Origin of the sequence: Methanocaldococcus sp. FS406-22, from assembly GCF_000025525.1 — an archaeon.
GTDB lineage: Archaea > AGJL01 > Methanococci > Methanococcales > Methanocaldococcaceae > Methanocaldococcus.
The window spans coordinates 1266283-1282841 of the sequence record NC_013887.1; the positions used below are offsets into that span (position 1 = coordinate 1266283).

The window sequence follows — 16559 nt, forward strand, 5'->3', positions numbered from 1 at the left end:
AAATATTTATCGCAAGTGTTCAAGTCCATATCAATTTCTAAACCGAAGTTCGGGCAAATGAAGATTTCTCATGCCATTATATCCTAACGACCGAAAAGTTCATGAATAAGAAGTAGCATACAAACTTTTCGAAGGCCACCTGACCTGGCCTGATGAACATAACCTGCCCGATGACTCCTCGGCGACGGGGACGGGAGGGTGTTCCCTAGGGGAACCTCCGCCCTTTAGGCAGAGAGGAGGTCAGTAACAGAGCTTATGCACTTTATATGATTTGAAATATATTTATCACTACAGAAATCCACTTAAATTTCCTTTAAAACTGAAATATCATCTTTGTAAAAAATCATTCTCTTTTTTAATTTTTTTGCCTCTTCAATAAGGTTTAAATTTAATTCATTCATCTCACCAATTGGAAAATTCGTATAAACAACAACATCTGAATTTTTTAATTCTCTCAGTGCCTCTTCAAATTTTTCTTTTGATATCTTTTTATATGCCTCCTCCTCAATTATCCTAACTCCCATCGCCTCTGCTATAAAGTAGTCGGCATCATTTTTATGCAAAATACCAACAACAACCTCATACCTATTTTTAACCAAATATCTCAAAACATTTGCTCCTGTTCCTCCTCCACATATAACAAATACTTTTTTATTTTTTATTGGATTGCTCTTTAATTCAAAGTAACCAATCACCCTACTATAATTGGCATTTTTTAAGTCGTATAGATCATTAACTATCTCCCTTTTCATAACATTCTCAGGATATCCGTAGGCTATAACCTTGTGATTCTTTATTAGAGCCATCTTGTCAGCAATTCTTAAAGCAAGTTCAATATCATGTAAGGTAACAACGATGGCCAAATTTTTTTCATCTGCTAACTTTCTCAGCAATAAAGTTAATTCAATTTTATGCTTGGCATCTAAGAATGATGTTGGCTCATCCAAGATTAAAACCTTTGGCTCTTGAGCTAAAGCCCTTGCTATCATTATCTTCTGCCTCTCCCCATCACTCATTTCAAAAAAATTCTTCTCCAATAAATATTCTGCATTAACTGCCCTTGCCGATTCGATTATAATTTCTTTATCTTTTTCAGTCAATCTACCAAATAAATCAGTATATGGATGCCTTCCAATTGCTACAACATCAAAACCTGTCATATTTCCCGGATTAACCCTCTCTGTTAAAACAACAGCCATCTCCTTTGCTAAGTCTTTTGGCTTTAAATCATGAATTTTTTTTCCATTTAAATAAACTACTCCTTTCTTTGGTTTTAAATAGGTCGCTATCGTTTTTAAGAGCGTTGATTTCCCTGCTCCATTCGGACCTATAATACACAAAATCTCCCCTTCGTTTATATCCAAATTTATGCCCTCAACCACGATATAATTTCCATAACCAACAGATAGATTTTCTGCTTTCAACATTACTATCACTCAAAGGATTTTTAAATAAAATAAGGTTTTTCTGAATTTATACTTTACGATATGCTTAATAGTCCTCAAAATGATAGTAAAATTTATATTAGACAATCCTTATAGTCCTAAATGTTATTAAATTTTTTTAATAAAATATGTATTAGGTGATATTGTGAGGAAATTCTTCCTACTGTCAATTTTGATGATTGGAGTTATAGTTGCATTTGCAGGATGTGTTGAGGAAAGTAAAACTACAACTCAACCTCAGCAAACTACTCAATCTGAACCACAAAAAGCTGAAACTCAGGTAAAACTAGGTATCAATGTAGTTAGATATGCAGAAACATTTAAACTCTATCCTCATTGGGATGACGGCTATTGTGTGGTTGTCGATTCTGTAGGTAACAAGTTTGTTTTGGTTGAAGGAAATGCTAAAGCTCCTAACATTCCAGATGCAAAAGTAATAAAAGTTCCTGTAAAAAGAATCGTTACAGATTTCTACTGTCCAATTATATCAACAGCAGATATATTGAACGCTTATCATGAAACTATAGTTGGAGCTCCAAAATATGCTATAGAGGACTCACCAAAACTTAAAGAATTATTTGAAGAAGGAAAGGTAGTAAATATAGGAAGTCCTGGTAGAGGGGTAAATTATGAATTAATAGCAAACTTAACACCGGATATAGTCTTCTTAAGTGACTGGAGTAGTGAAGACAAAGTTGAAGAAAAACTAAAAGAGTTGGGTATAACCGTTTCAAGATTCTATACCTACAAAGAACCAACATACATGGGAAGGATAGAGTGGATAAAATTTGCCGCTGCATTCTGGGGAAGTGACGCTTACAGAAAGGCTAATGAATGGTTTAAAAATGTAGTCAAAGTAAGAGAAGGCATCCTAAAAAAAGTTCAAAATACAACAACTGAGCCAACAGTTGTTATTTTTGGCTGGTCAAAAACTCTAAATATGCCCGGAATTTATGGAAATGACCACTATTACAGCAAAATGATTTCTGAATTTAAAGGTAAAAATATCTTTGCTGATTACAATGGGACATATCAACGCATAGATAAAGAAACATTCTATGAAAGGGCAATAAACGCAGATGTTGCAATACTGATATGGTTCTATGGAGATGTTAAGACAAAAGAGGATTTATTAAAAATAAACCCAGAGTTTGCCAAATTTAAGGCATTCAAAACAGGAAGATTCTACGTATCCCATCCTGACTATTATGTATGGGAGGCGAGAGACCCTGCTGGCTATATGATGGACTTTGCAAAGATGCTTCACCCAGAGTTGTTTGGAGGAGACGATGATTTAAAATACTTCTATAAAATCAAATAAACTTTAATTAAATCTTTTTTATTTTTAAATAAACTCTAAGCTAATAAAAGCCCGGCTATTATGATAATATCCAACAACAAAGTGATAACTGCGTTAATCATAACTATTTTAGTCCCCAATTTAGCTCCAAATAGGGAGATATGCAAAGGGAGAGAGTGCTTAACATATCTTGTTGAGAACGTTAAAACATTCCCAATAATTAATCCAATTAAAACCTCTTTTGAACTCAAAATACCTTCATTTAAAAACCCACCAGCCATAACTATCGCTGCCTGCACATTCATAATCTCTGTCAGTGCTAAGATGCCAACATTGGGATTTAAATTTAACAGATTGGTTATTGGCTTAACGAATCTCTCAACATAATCAAAGAATCCAACTTTAGACAGATAGATAACCAATGTCATCATAAGGAACAGTATTGGAATCAACCTTTTGGCAAACCTAAGTGTGCTTTTAAAAGATTTCTTTGCATTTTCTTTTTTGTTCAATTTATTTATATCTGGCATTTCAAAGGAGTAATCTTTTGATATGATTGATAGGTAAGTAAATCCAATTATTGTCTTTGCTAAAGCAACTCCTAACCTTATTAAGACATATAAAACTCCCGTCCAACCTAATATAGGAACAACAACTGGAATAAAGAACGTAAATGTATGTGATAAAACTGAAGGGAATGAATTTGCTAAAGAAGTTCCTATAATCTCCTTCTCATTTATCTTATTCTCCTTTAATCCCTCTGCCAAGATAGAGTAACCAACAGTTGGGCTGAAAAAGCAGGCTAAGGTAGATGATATTGAAAGAGGGTTTATTCTCAACCTCCTCAAAATTGGAGATAGTAAGTTGCTCAACTTCTTCATAACACCAGTGTTCATGATATAATTAACAATAAATACCGTTGTTAAAACAATAATGGATATTTTTATTGTGTAATAGGCAGAGATTTTTATACTCTCCACTAATGGAGCTATATAATCCACAACCATCACCTATATATACCATGTATATAGATATGTCTAAAGATATAGTATAAAAAACTTTGGTGAAAGTGTGAAACATGAGCATATAAGAGGTTCTTTAAAGCTTCTCATTCTATATCTCTTAGATAAAGAAGAACTGCATGGCTATGCATTGATGCAGAAGTTAAAAGGAATATTTGTCTATTATAAACCAAGTTCTGGAGTTATTTATCCAACACTGCAGAGTTTAAGGAGAAGTGGATATATCGAGGTAGTAAAAGCAGAAGACGGAGACAAAAAACTCTATAGAATAACTGATAAGGGAAGAGAATATTTAAAAGAAAATGAGGAAAAATTGAAAAAGATATTCTCCCATATTGAGGCAGTTAGGGGCTTTCATGAGCTTGGAGGAAAGGAATTGAAGGAATCAATTAAATTGGTTATAAAAAACTTTCAAAACCTTAATGATAAGCAAAAAGAGGAGCTTAAAAAGATTTTAAAAGAAACATCAAGAAAAATTAACCTAATTATCTTTGGGGGAGATTAGATGGAGTATGTTATTGAAGTTGAAAATTTAACAAAAAAATTTGGTGATTTTTATGCTGTAAGAGAAATTAGCTTTAAAGTTAAAAAAGGAGAAGTTTTTGCCTTTTTAGGACCTAATGGAGCTGGGAAGACTACAACAATAAATATGATTACAACCTTGTTAAGGCCAACATCTGGGACAATAAGGGTTGCCGGCTATGACGCAATTAAAAATCCAAATGAGGTTAGAAAAAGGATTGGGATAGTGTTTCAAGACATGACATTGGATAGGGAGTTAACTGCCTATGAAAACCTCTATATCCATGGGAGGATTTATGGCTATAAAGGAGAAGAGCTAAAAAGAAGGATAGAAGATATGCTGAATTTCGTTGAACTCTATGAGCATAGAAATAGGGTAGTTAAATACTTCAGCGGAGGGATGATAAGGAGATTGGAGATTGCAAGGGCTTTGATTCATAAACCAGAGATACTGTTCTTGGATGAGCCAACCGTTGGTTTAGATCCTCAAACAAGGGTGCATATTTGGGATTATATTAAGGAGATGAAGAAAGAGCATGATATGACCATTTTTTTAACAACCCATTATATGGAGGAGGCTGAGAACTTAGCCGATAGGATAGCAATTATAGATAATGGAAAAATCATTGCCATTGGAACTGTTGATGAGCTAAAATCCATAGTTGGAGATGATATAGTTTATTTAAAATTTAAAAACAGTTATTATAAGAAGATAGAAAACATTTTATCACAATTTGGTAACTGCAAAATAGTAGATGGAGTTTTTGAGCTAAAGGTTAAAAATGCCTCTGAAACAATCCCAAAAATCTTTGAAATTGCTCTAAAAAACAACTTAGAGATTTTAGAGGTTAGCTATAGGAAACCAACATTAAATGATGTCTTTATCCATTTAACTGGAAAATCCATTAGGGATGAAGGGGGCAGATTTGACCTTAGAAAGGTTATTTTAAAAAAGAGGGGTTTTGCATGAATGTGATTATAACAATGGCTTATAGGCAGATTTTAAGATTTTTAAGGGCAAGGTCAAGAGTTGTTGGAACTATACTGCATCCAATAATTTGGATTGCATTCTTTGGATTAGGTTGGAGTAGGGCTTTAAATTTCCCTCAAGCAAGGGAGATATTTGGAGGAGTTGATTACCTCACATACTTAGTTCCAGGTATAGTTGCTATAACAATATTTACAACAAGTTTTATGAGTGGTGTATCTGTTATTGTTGATAAAGACTATGGATTTTTGAAAGAGATTTTAGTTGCTCCAGTCTCAAGGAGTAAGGCAATATTTGGAAGGATTTTGGGGGATTCAGTAACTTCTCTGTTAAGAGGGATGATTATATTAACAATTTGCATGTTCATTGCTTCAATAAACGTCTCTGCCATAATTCCAGTTTTAATACTTGGAATTTTATTAGCTTGGACGTTCTCATCAATTGGTATAACGTTTGCCTTAAGAATGTCAAGCTTAGAGGGGTTTGGTTTGATAATGAACACTCTAACTCTTCCATTGATGTTTTTGAGTGGAGCTTTTTATCCAATAGATGCGTTACCTTCATGGATAAAAATCTTTTCATATATAAATCCTTTAACCTATGCAGTTGATGGGATGAGATACTTTTTAATTGGGACTTCAAAATTTTCCATAGTTGTGGATTTTGCTGTCTTAGTGGTTTTGTGTGCTGTCTCTTTATTAATTGGTATGCATTCCTTTGAAAAGGCAACAATTGAGTGATTAATTTATTATTTTTTACAAAAAACTTTATATATTATTAACATTACCTAAATTTTTAATAATAGTTCAAAACATTCTAAACATCCTAAATATTCTAAACTATAACCTCAATTAAAAAATAATGCAGTGATACACATGGTAGATAAAAAAATAAAAATCCTTCTCATTTCAACTGTTGTAAATAGAAGCATTGTAAGGGCAATTGAGAATGTTAAAGATTATGCAGATGTTAAATTAATATTTGCCCATGAGATGAACAAATACAACCTTCAAGAACTTATTGATTGGGCAGATATTGTTTTAATTGATGTTAGAGGAGATGCATTAGCACTTACTGAACTTGATTATAAAGATAAGGATGTTATTGCATTGGTTGGAGGTTCATCTTTATTTTCCATTGCAAAACTTGGCAGTTTTAGGATGAGTAGAGTGAAAGGAGCTAATATGTCTTATGGAGGAAATCCAGAAAGCGTAAAGAAATGGATAAATAGAATGCAGAAGATTATAGAAACTGCTGGGAAGATTTTGCCTTTTGGTGTCTTTAAAGATGCAAGAAATTATATTAGAATTGTAAGATACTGGGCAAATGGGGGCTATGAGAATTACAAAAACATGTTTCTATTTATTTGCAAAATAAAAGGAGTTAAAGTTAAAGAGAAAATTAAAGACCCAATAGAATACCCAGAAATTGGCTTATATCATCCAGATTACGGCTATAATTATAAACCCAAAATCGACCCAAATAAACCAACTGTTGGAATAATCTTTTACGGTGGGATGCATTTAGAGTCTTGTGAGCCAACATTAAAAGAGATTATAGATAAATTAGATGCAAATATCATTCCAGTCTATTCTGATGGGATTGTAAATTTAAAGGCAATGAGAAAATACTTTAAAGGCAGAGATTTAGATGCAATAATTAGTTTGTTGTGGTTTAGGTTGAATGGAGGGCCGTTAGGAGGAAATTCAGAACCAACAATTGAGCTTTTAAAGGAGATGAAGGCAAAGCTATTCTGCCCAGCAATGATGATAATGCAAGAGATAGAGGACTGGGAGAGAAGTGAGAGGGGATTAAACATCCTTCAAACAATAACTACCGTTGAGATGCCAGAGATGGATGGTGGAGTTGAACCAATTCCTGTTTGTGGTGTAGAAGGTTGTGATGTTATTCCAATAATGGATAGGGTTGATAAATTTGTTAGTAGGGTTGAGAGATGGATAAATTTGAAGAGAAAACCAAATGCAGATAAAAAAATAGCAATCATTATTTATAACTACCCTCCAGGGGAGGAAAATCTGGGAAGTGCGGCATATATAGATACGTTTGCAAGTGTTGAAAGAATCCTTGAAAGGTTAAAGGAAGAAGGCTATAGAGTTGAAAAAACCAAAAACATAAAGGATTTATTTGTAGAGAAAAAGCTATTCAATCCAAAACTTTATCCACCAGAGAAAATTGAATGTCCAAGGATGAGTGTTGATGAATATTTAAAATATTTCAATGAACTACCAGAAGAGTGCAAAGAAGAGGTTATAAAGTATTGGGGAGAACCACCAGGAAACATAATGGTTGATGATAAGGGCATTTTAATTCCGGGAGTTGTTTTAGGAAACATCTTCATTGGTGTTCAACCTTCAAGACCTCCATTAGGTAATGAGGATATAAATTCAGCAATACACGACCCAACTAAGCCTCCTCATCATCAATATATAGCATTTTACAAGTGGATTGAGCATGTTTTTAAAGCTGATTGCATCATTCATCTCGGAACTCATGGATTGGCAGAGTTTATGAAGGGGAAAGAGGTTGGATTGAGTTCAAAATGCTTCCCAGACATTTTAATTGGAACTATGCCGCATCTCTATGTTTATCATGTTATCAATACCTCAGAGGCAACGATAGCAAAGAGACGGCTGTATGGGACATTAATAAGCTATAACTCTCCTCCTTACACAACATCTGGGCTTTATGATGAATATGCAAAACTTGAAGAGCTTTTAAATGAATATAGAGATGCATTAATAAAAGATAAGCCAAGGGCTGAGATAGCAAAGAAAAAGGCATTAGAGCTTGCAGAGAAGTTGAATCTTGGAGATGATTTGGATGAAATAGAGGCAAAGATTTATGAATACAAGAGGGCAATAATCCCAAAAGGTTTGCATGTAGTTGGAGAGAAATACAGTTTAGAGGATTTAGAGGAATTTATAGCCATTATAGCAAGATACGATAGAGGGGAAATAAAATCACTAAATAGACTAATTGCTGAAAAGAAGGGATTAAAATATGAAGAACTAAGTCCAAAAGAACTTAAAGAAATTGATGAAGAAGCAAAAGAAATTGTAAAAAAATTCTTAAAAGGAGAAAGATTCCCAGAATATGAAAAAACATTAAAATATGCCTATGATGTTGCTAAAAAATATGCAGATAACAGCTTAGAGCTTGAAAATTTAATTAATGGGCTAAATTCATTATATATAGAGCCGTCTGTTGGAGGGGATGTTATAAGAAACCCAGAAGCATTGCCAACTGGAAGGAACATATATGCATTTGATCCATTAAAAATTCCAACAGAGGCAGCAGTTGAAAGAGGGAAGTATATAGCCAAAAAAACCATTGAGGAGTATTTAAAAAGGCATAACAAATATCCAGAGTCCGTTGGTGTGGTTCTTTGGGGATTTGAAACTGCAAAGACCTATGGGGAGACAATTGCCCAAATCTTGGAATATATTGGAGTTAGAGTTATTCACAAAACTCCTTGGGAGAAAGAGCTTGAGATAATCCCACTTGAAGAACTTGGAAGGCCAAGGATTGATGTTGTTGTTACAATCTGCGGTTTCTTTAGAGAGATGTTCCCAAATGTTATGGACTTGCTTGATAAGGCATTTAGAATGGTTGCTGAATTAGATGAGCCAGATGATATGAATTTTGTTAAAAAACATGTAAAAGATATGGCCAATTATGGAGATTTAGCTAAAGCAAGGATTTTCGGCCCAACAGCAACAGAATACAACACAAGGGTTTTAGAACTTGTTGAGGACAGTGCTTGGAATGATGAGAAAGATTTGGCTGAAGCTTATGTATCATCAATGTGCTATGCATACACAAAGGGGTATTATTCAAAAGAGGCGAGAGGAGTTTTTGAAAATTTATTGAAGAGTGTTGAGCTTGTCTCACAAGTTAGGGACTGCCATGACTATGAGATAACTGACTTAGATCACTACTATGAGTTCTTTGGAGGCTTATCAAAATCAGTAGAGATTTTGAGAGGAAAGAAGCCAGAGATGCTCATAGCAGATACTACAAAGGAAGTTGTGAAGGTTGAGAGTATCAAAGATTCAATAGAAAGGGGGACTATAACAAGAACCTTAAATCCAAAGTGGATTAATGAGATGTTAAAGCATGATTTCCATGGAGCCCAAAAGATTGCTGAAAGGATAGAAAACCTCCTTGGATTGGCAGCAACAACTAATGCCGTTGAAAATTGGATTTGGGACAGAGTTGCTGAAAGACTGGTTTTTAATGGAGAAATTTTTGAGAGATTGAGAGAAAACAACATCTATGCAACTAAGGAAATTCTTGAAAGACTTATAGAGGCAGAGAGAAGAGGGTATTGGAAGACAGATAAGGAAGTGATTGATAAAATAATTAGAAAGTATCTTGAGTTAGAGGGGATGTTGGAGGAGGACATATAATAATTTAATTATCTTTATATATTTAGATAAATAAATTTTAGTAATCTATTTTATAGCAATATTATCAAAAAATATAAATACACATTTGGGGGAAATTTATATGTGCGTAATTCATGCACACATTAGTAAGTTTTATATATAGTTAGGTTAAATAGCATTAAAGTGTGAGTGATACAATCACACATTTCAGGTGAAAAAATGTACGAGTGGAAGTTAAATGAGATAGTCGATAGCGGAATATGTGCAAGATGTGGGACCTGTACAATAGTATGTCCTAATAGTATATTAACTTTTGATGAGAGACCTAAATTAATAGAAGAATGTTTAAGAAAAGGTCATGGAATGTGTTATGATGTTTGTCCAAGAGTTTCATCAGGAAAATATCAAATAAAAATAAGAGAGAAGTTTAAAGAAGAATATTACTATGGAAAAAGTGATATTGAAGGGCAAGATGGGGGAGTTGTAACTGCATTCCTAAAATACTTATTAGAAAATGGAAAAATTGACGGGGCAATTGTTGTTGGAGATGAATGCTGGAAACCAGTTTCATTAGTTGTCCAAAATGCAGAAGATTTATTAAAAGCTGCAAAATCAAAATATGCAATATCAACATTAGATGCATTAAGAAAAGCTGGAGAAATGGGTTTAGAGAAGGTTGCAGTTGTTGGTTTGCCATGCCAAATTAATGGGTTAAGAAAACTGCAGTACTTCCCATACTTAGCAAAGCATGATGGAGAACTTGGCAAGAACGGAAAACCAGCTAAATTACCAAAAATTGAATACTTAATTGGTTTATTCTGTACTGAGAAATTTAGATACGACAACATGAAGGAAGTTTTAGCGAAGCATGGAATAGATATTGAAAAAGTTGATAAGTTTGATATTAAGAAAGGGAAACTTCTCGTTTATATAAATGGAGAGAAGAAAGAGATTGACTTAAAAGAGTTTGAAATCTGCCCAGGATGTAAGATGTGTAGAGACTTTGATGCTGAGCTTGCGGATGTTTCAGTAGGATGTGTTGGAAGTCCAGATGGTTACTCAACAGTTATCATAAGAACTGAAAAAGGGGAAGAGATTAAAAATGCTGTTGAATTAAAAGAAGGAGTTGATATTGAAGCAATTGAGAAGTTAAGACAGATGAAATTGAAGAGATTTAAAAAAGAAATTGAGAGAAGAAAAGAAAATAACGAATATATCTCATTCTACTGGACTGCTGATTATGGGGGAATTGGGAAGAGGGCAGATGGAACTTATTTCATAAGAATTAGGGCAAAACCAGGAGGATGGTACACTGTTGAAGAAATAAAAGAAATCTTAGATATTGCAGAAAAATACAATGCTAAGATAAAAATAACTGATAGGGCTGGTTATGAACTTCATGGCATTAGTGGATTTGATGTGGAAGACATTGTTTTAAGGTTGAGAGAAAAAGGACTCATAACAGGTTCAGAGGGGCCGTTAGTTAGGGCAACATTGGCATGTCCTGGAGCTGGAAACTGTAGCAGTGGTTTAATAAACACAACGGAACTTGCCAAAATCATTGAAGATAAGTTTAAAGAAAGGCCAGCTCCATATAAGTTTAAGATTGCAATTAGCGGATGTCCAAATGGATGTGTTAGGCCACAAGTGCATGATATTGGAATAGCAGGGGTTAAATTCCCAGCTGTCAATGAAGAAAAATGTAATGGCTGTGGAAGATGTGCTGAGGTTTGTAAGGTTGAGGCAATTGATGTTAGGGGAGAAATCTCTTACACCAACTACAACGTATGTGTTGGTTGCGGTAAGTGTATTAAAAACTGTCCAAATGAGGCGAGAGAGGTTAAAGAAGAGGGATACATGGTTTATGTTGGTGGAAAGACAGGAAGGGAGGTTGTTGAAGGAATTAAAATGAAGTTAATGAGTGTTGATGAAATTATAAACTTCATTGATAAGGTGTTAGTTGTTTATAGCAAATATGCTAAAAAACCACAAAGAGAGAGATTAGCTGCTGTTATGAAAAGAGTAGGATATGGGAAGTTCTTAGAAGAAGTTATGGAATTGATGGAGAATAAGGATTAAAATATTCCTATTTTTTATTTTTAATTTTAAATTAAAATTTAAAAATCATTAATTGTTAATTTTCATCAAAAAATTTATATTATATTTTGGGTTAGTCATGAATTCCCTTTTCAGTTATTCTAAACATTGCCTCAGCATCTGGTAAATGAGGAGAGTCATAAAGCTTGGCAACTCTTTTATCTCCTTTTGCCTTTCTTAAGAATATCCTAAAAGTTGCAGCGTGCCCAACTATGTGCCCTCCAATTGCCTGTTCTGAAGGTCCAAATAAAGCATCCGGTCTTGCTGCTACTTGGTTTGTTACTATAACAACACAGTTGTATAAATCAGCTAATTTATTGAGGGTAGCCATGTGCCTACCTAACTTTTGCTGTCTCTCTGCTAATTTACCCCTACCAATGTATTCAGTTCTGAATGTTGATGTTAATGAATCAACTATAATCAGCTTTATATTATGCCCCTCTCTTATCAAATTCTCTACATTTTCAGCATATAGCATCTGCATATCTGAGTTGTAAGCCCTTGCAACAAAGATGTTGTTTAAAACCTCCTTTCCATCCAAGCCTAAAGCTTCTGCCATCTGAATAATTCTTTCTGGTCTGAATGTCCCTTCTGTGTCAATATAGACTGCCTTTGGTTCATTTAAAATCTCATCTTTTATTGAGTCATCAGCTATTATCCTATCTGGGCATTGGAGATTAACGCATGCTTGATGAGCTATCTGGGTTTTACCAGAACCAAACATTCCAGCAAACTCTGTAACTGACTGGCTCTCTAAACCTCCTCCTAATATTTCATCTAAGTTTTTACTTCCAGTTGATAACTTCCACATATTCTTTCTTTGTGATAGAACTTCAGTTCCACTCTTAAATCCTAAATTACATAGTTCTCTTGCAGCCTCAATAATTTTAGCTGCAGCTTTCTCACTAATTCCATCTATTTCTGTTAGCTCACCAATTGATGCAGTTGCGATTTTCATAAAGTCAGTATAACCAGCCTCTTTTAACTTTTCTGCAGTTGTAGGACCTACACCAGGTAGTTGAGTTAAGTCATCCATTATTATCACCATAAGCATGAATTTATAATTGTTAATATATGAATAAATTGGGAGGTAATAGATGATATTGCTAAAGAAATATATGAAGATTATCATACATCAATTGTCATATTTGACTATATAAAGATTTTGGTTTATAACTATAGTGTTTTTCAAAACATTTTGAAAGAAGCTTTTAGTAAAAGGTTCTCGAACAACCTATATTTTGTAAAAATGGCAGTTACATAAAGATTTCGAAAAAATAAATGTTTTATTGCTAATGGGCATTCTTTGGATGTCTAAATTCTAAATTTAATATATAAACTGCGGAAGTTCTAATATAAAATAATAAAAATAGATAAAAACCCATAAAGAGATAACTATAATTGTTAGGGGGTGTAAATATGATATCAAAGTATTTGGTTAGAGATGTAATGAAAAAGGGAGTCGTTGAAGTAACCTTAGATACAAAATTAAGTGAAGTTATTAAAACAATGGCAAAATATGACATATCTTCTGTTGTAGTTTCTGATGGAGAGAGATTTTGGGGGATTATAACCGATACAGATGTATTAAAACACTATCAGGAATTGGATAAAACTGCAGAGGAGATAATGACAGTTAATCCAGTAACTGTAAGTCCTGAAGCTCCATTAGAGAAGGCTATTGAGATTATGGCTGAAAAAGGCATACATCACCTATATGTTAAATCACCATGTGAAGATAAAATTGTTGGTGTTTTAAGCTCAAAAGACATTATAAAACTATTTTCTGATTTAATTGGATAGGTTTATAAACTTAATGCCTTAATTTTATTTTTTGCTTTTTTAGTAATGATTATAAGTAGTATAACATAAAAATTTAAATATATGATTATATAATTTATATTGTGGTGATAGCATGAAAGTTTATGTTGAAGGTTATGGATGTGTTTTAAACACTGCCGACACTGAAATCATAAAAAACTCTTTAAGAGAGCATGGATTTGAAATAACTGAAGATTTAGAAGAGGCTAATATAGCAATAATAAATACCTGCGTTGTTAGATTGGAAACAGAAAATAGAATGATTTACAGAATAAATGAACTTAAAAATTTAGGAAAAGAGGTTGTTATTGCTGGATGTTTACCAAAGGCATTAAAAGAGAAAGTTAAAGGATTTCTACATATATATCCAAGAGAGGCTCATAGAGCTGGGGAGATATTAAAAGATTACATTGAAAAACACTACAGAATGCCTTATATTGAAGAGGATATTAATAAAACACTCTACAAAAAGTTGGATTATCTAACACCATCTTTAATCTCTCCATTACCAATATGTGAAGGGTGTATAGGAAACTGCAGTTATTGCATAGTTAAGATAGCAAGGGGAAATTTAATATCTTATCCAAGAGAAAAGATTGTAAATAAAGCCAAAGAATTGATAAACAAAGGAGCTAAATGCTTATTAATAACTGCCCAAGATACTGCATGCTATGGATTTGATATTGGAGATAATTTAGCTAATCTATTGAATGATTTAACTCAGATAGAAGGAGAGTTTATAATGAGAGTTGGAATGATGCATGCTAAGAACGCTGAGTTGATATTGGATGAGCTTATAGAGGTTTATAAAGATGACAAGGTTGGAAAGTTTCTGCATTTACCTTTACAGAGTGGAGATGATGAGATTTTAAAGAGAATGAAAAGAGGTTATACAGTAGACGAATTTAAAGACATTGTAAATGAATTTAGAAGAAAAATTAAAAATCTCTGCTTTACAACAGACATAATAGTTGGATTTCCGGGAGAGACAGAGGAGCAGTTTCAAAATACCTTAGAGGTTTTGAAGGAATTGAAGCCAGACTATATCCATGGAGCTAAATATTCCCAAAGAAAAGGAACTGAAGCGGCAAAGATGAAGCAGGTTGATACAAAAATTAGAAAGCAAAGAAGTGAAATCTTAGATAAATTGAGGAGAGAGTTGAGCTATCTAAACAATAAAAAATATGTTGGAAAGACAATGAGGGTTTTAATTTTAGATGAGGGTAAAGGTTATACTGACAACTTTAAAGTTGTTAAATTTGAGGGAGGAGAAATAGGAGAGTTTAGAAAAGTGAAAATTACAGATGCCAAGACATTTGGGTTAAGGGGGGAAATAATATAGAACAATTTATTTTAAATTGTTAATGAATATATTGTCAAGTAAAATTTGATTACTTTTAAACTAAATTACTTTACTTTTTTATAGTAATTAAGTTTTTAATAGGTAAGGAAATTTACTATTTATATTTTACTATTTAATTTAAATCATAATATATATATAGGAGTTTTACTTATTATATTTATGAAAAATGATAAGGGCGTTAAAAGATGTATTAAAACACTCTTTAAAAAATTTAAAAATAGTTGGCGATGATGCCCTTTATAGGGCGGAGCCAATAAGGACAGTAGAACCACTAAAGGGTGGCATTATGAAACTATGGTGTAAGGGAATATTTAAAATTTTTGCCCTATTGGCTATACTATGCGTTGTAGGAAGTGCCTTTGCCACATCAACAAGTTTGTCAGAGGCAAGTAAAAAACCAGTTGAAGTGGAGAAAATAGATAAAAAGGTTAAAATATATAAAAATAAAATTGAAATCAATAATTTAGTTGGAAGTACAAAAATTAAATCGACAATCTCAAAAGATTTTTCCATGATGAATGTTATTTTATCTGACGATAAATATAACTTAAAAAAGAAATATACTATTAAAGTTAAAAAAAGTAAGAAAGGATATATCGTATTTGTATACGAAAATAATAAATTAAAAGAGGTTAAAACAACAAATATAAACCCTATCGAAATAGCCGCACATCGTATCATATTACTATCAAATTCAAACTTATCAGAAATCCAAAAGTCATCGATTAGGAGCATAATCCCAGTAACTCCAAGAGCCAATATTGAACTTGATTTACCAAGTTATATTGGTCACGTAGGGGACTCAGAATACCTTACAGTATCTGTAGAAGGTAGATATAATCTTTTAACTATGGTGTTTATTGGATATTACGTTAGATTGCCTAGTGGAGTAGAATATACTTGTGGAGGTGAAAATCCAACTGTAATTAGGTTATCTGCGGGAGAATCTCGTAAGTTACCATTGAAGTTAGGAACTGTTAAAGGCCCATGCACTATATTACTTTGGACAGCTTTTGATATATTAGGAGATGGATATTCCGAAATTCGTAAACCTGTGATAACATACGTGAACACTGGAAAAAAAGAAATTTCATCAAAAGTTGTCTTTAATATAATTGGAGACTCATATTGGTATGCTTGGGATACCTGCACAATATATAAATACATAAAATAGGACTCCATTCCCTACTATATTATTAAAAGCTATAATTCAGTGAAAAATGGAAAATCTAAATAAAGAATATATTTTAGCTGCCTTATCTTATCTTTCATTTTTTGTATTTCCGGTATTTGCTCCATTAATTTTTATAATTATTTTTAGTAGGAGCAAATTTATCTTATTCCACTCAATCCAAGCATTTTTTATCCAACTAATATTCTACATTATTGCAATAGAACTTCTAACAAATCAGGAATATATCCTAAGATATCTTATAGAAAATGGAAACTTTGATTTATTTGTCTATATTACAAGTTTTGGATTTATAATATTCTTAGCATCCCTAATATTTGGAGCTTACAAAGCATCCATTGGAGAAAAGTTTAGATTCCCAATAATAGGAAAAATAGCCGAAAAAATAGCAAATCTTTAA

13 protein-coding genes are annotated in these 16559 nt (G+C 32.9%); 10 read left to right on the forward strand and 3 right to left on the reverse strand.

The features are described from left to right. Positions 1-302: 302 nt before the first annotated feature. A complete protein-coding gene (locus MFS40622_RS06410; RefSeq protein ID WP_012980868.1) occupies positions 303-1427 on the reverse strand; it encodes an ABC transporter ATP-binding protein in 1125 nt (374 codons plus the stop codon). Positions 1428-1590: 163 nt separating this feature from the next. Between MFS40622_RS06410 and MFS40622_RS06415 the strand changes: the two genes are divergently transcribed. After that, positions 1591-2766 (forward strand): ABC transporter substrate-binding protein, encoded by a 1176-nt coding sequence (locus MFS40622_RS06415; RefSeq protein ID WP_012980869.1) that lies wholly within the window; start codon positions 1591-1593, stop codon positions 2764-2766. Positions 2767-2801: 35 nt separating this feature from the next. Here the strand turns inward: MFS40622_RS06415 and MFS40622_RS06420 are convergent, their stop codons facing one another. Continuing rightward, the gene (locus MFS40622_RS06420; protein WP_012980870.1) at positions 2802-3752 is read right to left on the reverse strand and encodes a nucleoside recognition domain-containing protein; all 951 of its coding nucleotides are present in this window, start codon (positions 3750-3752) and stop codon (positions 2802-2804) included. Between the two features lie 64 nt (positions 3753-3816). On the opposite strand from MFS40622_RS06420, the gene MFS40622_RS06425 reads away from it, so the two are divergent. From MFS40622_RS06425 to fsr, 5 genes are all read left to right on the forward strand, one after another. Further along, positions 3817-4272: a PadR family transcriptional regulator gene (locus MFS40622_RS06425; protein WP_012980871.1), complete on the forward strand. Its 456-nt coding sequence runs from the start codon at positions 3817-3819 to the stop codon at positions 4270-4272. Next, entirely contained in the window at positions 4273-5259 is a 987-nt protein-coding gene (locus MFS40622_RS06430; RefSeq protein WP_012980872.1) for an ATP-binding cassette domain-containing protein, read from the forward strand. Further along, entirely contained in the window at positions 5256-6017 is a 762-nt protein-coding gene (locus MFS40622_RS06435; RefSeq protein WP_012980873.1) for an ABC transporter permease, read from the forward strand. Before MFS40622_RS06430 ends, MFS40622_RS06435 begins: the two co-directional genes overlap by 4 nt. Before the next feature lie 135 nt (positions 6018-6152). Further along, entirely contained in the window at positions 6153-9707 is a 3555-nt protein-coding gene (gene bchH, locus MFS40622_RS06440) for a magnesium chelatase subunit H (protein ID WP_012980874.1), read from the forward strand. A gap of 198 nt (positions 9708-9905) precedes the next feature. Then, a complete protein-coding gene (fsr, locus tag MFS40622_RS06445) occupies positions 9906-11765 on the forward strand; it encodes a coenzyme F420-dependent sulfite reductase (RefSeq protein ID WP_012980875.1) in 1860 nt (619 codons plus the stop codon). Positions 11766-11856: 91 nt separating this feature from the next. Here fsr and radA read toward each other — a convergent pair whose 3' ends face one another. After that, positions 11857-12822 carry a DNA repair and recombination protein RadA gene (gene radA, locus MFS40622_RS06450; protein ID WP_198003864.1) on the reverse strand — a complete coding sequence of 322 codons (966 nt, stop codon included), beginning with the start codon at positions 12820-12822 and terminating at the stop codon, positions 11857-11859. A gap of 380 nt (positions 12823-13202) precedes the next feature. On the opposite strand from radA, the gene MFS40622_RS06455 reads away from it, so the two are divergent. From MFS40622_RS06455 to MFS40622_RS06470, 4 genes are all read left to right on the forward strand, one after another. After that, positions 13203-13586: a cyclic nucleotide-binding/CBS domain-containing protein gene (locus MFS40622_RS06455; RefSeq protein ID WP_012980877.1), complete on the forward strand. Its 384-nt coding sequence runs from the start codon at positions 13203-13205 to the stop codon at positions 13584-13586. Between the two features lie 112 nt (positions 13587-13698). Further along, positions 13699-14946: a tRNA (N(6)-L-threonylcarbamoyladenosine(37)-C(2))-methylthiotransferase gene (locus tag MFS40622_RS06460; RefSeq protein WP_012980878.1), complete on the forward strand. Its 1248-nt coding sequence runs from the start codon at positions 13699-13701 to the stop codon at positions 14944-14946. 187 nt (positions 14947-15133) lie between these two features. After that, positions 15134-16141 carry a hypothetical protein gene (locus MFS40622_RS06465; protein WP_012980879.1) on the forward strand — a complete coding sequence of 336 codons (1008 nt, stop codon included), beginning with the start codon at positions 15134-15136 and terminating at the stop codon, positions 16139-16141. 46 nt (positions 16142-16187) lie between these two features. Further along, positions 16188-16559, forward strand: a complete 372-nt coding sequence (locus tag MFS40622_RS06470; RefSeq protein ID WP_012980880.1) for a hypothetical protein — start codon at positions 16188-16190, stop codon at positions 16557-16559.